Raw genomic sequence first — 1,144 nt, 5'->3', positions numbered from 1 at the left:
CGGAAACATGAGTGCCATGGATTTCTCCTGGTGATGGATGAGGGAAGGCGGGCAGGCGCGGCGCGCATGCCCGTGGGGATGGCTCACGCCACACGCCGAAGCGGTGCGTTCGCGGCCAGTTCGTACTGCGTGGCGCCGAGGGTAGCCTGCGTGTTCCAGCCGCTGGAAGTCCGCCTGTTCCAGCGGAACGAAGCGCGCGGAAGGGGTCAATGCCGTCATGCCGCGGCATCCTCGTCTGGTGCCCTCTCGGCTGCGCCATCTTTCGGTGCCAGCTTCACCGCATCGGCGGCAGGCGCCGCAGCCGGCGCACCGGGCCGGTTCGCCCGCCGTGCGATGGGTGGCGCAAAGCGGGAGCGGCGCGTGCCTTCCAGCACGTCCTGCGGCAACTCGCCGAACTTCTCCAGCGCCGCTCGCGCCGCGGCGTTCTTCGCCGCGAAGTCGTCGCGCGTCGTGCCCGAGTAGCGGTACTGCTGGGCCAGCGAGAACAGGCTGCGCAGCGCGTGCGCGCCGTCATTGAGCCAGCGCTCCAAGGTGCTGCGGTCGATCAGCGCCGTGTGGTGCGCCAGGATGAGTTTGCGTGCCAGGTCGTCGTAGTCGGCCAGCAAGTACACCGCCATGAAGCCGAGTTGGGCATTCACGAACAGCGGCAGCTTCACCGGCTGCACGTTCATGTTCTCGCCCAGCGACAGCGCCGGGGGTACGCCGGCCAGCGCCTGGTCCACCTGCTCGCGCAGCGCCTGCAGCGTGCTCTTGGTCTGCTCCAGCTTGTTTTCGATACGCAGCATCCAGAAATCGGAGTACGGATCGTCCTGTTCGGCGCCGCGCTTCATCTTGTTCATGGCGCTGATGAAGCCGTTGAGACCGATGATGCCGGCGCGTCCCTCGGTCGGCGCACGGCCGTGCCAGATGCGCGAAGCGTGATGAGTGTGCAGCGTCAGCGACATCGCGCTACGCAGCGACCCGAGATTCAATTGCAGGGGGTCATAGGCCATGGGTGACGACTCGCATTAACGGAACGAGTCGCCAGCATCGGCACCGACCGGAAGGCCGTCAGTCAACAAACCGCAATCGGCGTGCGCCTGGTTTGTCCGTGCCGGGAAGGCTGGCTGTCCCAGCTATCCCCTGGGGATAGCCTCGCGGCGGG

General features: G+C 66.9%; 1 protein-coding gene and 1 pseudogene. Both read right to left on the bottom strand.

Features of this window, described 5'->3' with window-relative positions; translation table 11 throughout:
* Positions 1 to 219, bottom strand: a pseudogene (locus C7456_RS17575) (DUF3158 family protein); the annotation flags it as partial.
* Positions 216 to 992 carry a PFL_4669 family integrating conjugative element protein gene (locus C7456_RS14160; protein ID WP_109724475.1) on the bottom strand — a complete coding sequence of 259 codons (777 nt, stop codon included), beginning with the start codon at positions 990 to 992 and terminating at the stop codon, positions 216 to 218. The pseudogene C7456_RS17575 and the gene C7456_RS14160, both read right to left, overlap by 4 nt.
* Positions 993 to 1,144: the final 152 nt, after the last annotated feature.

It is taken from the genome of Fulvimonas soli (genome assembly GCF_003148905.1).
GTDB classification, from domain to species: domain Bacteria; phylum Pseudomonadota; class Gammaproteobacteria; order Xanthomonadales; family Rhodanobacteraceae; genus Fulvimonas; species Fulvimonas soli.
Note: the sequence above shows the minus strand (reverse complement) of the source record. Positions and strands in the feature narration are given on the sequence as shown.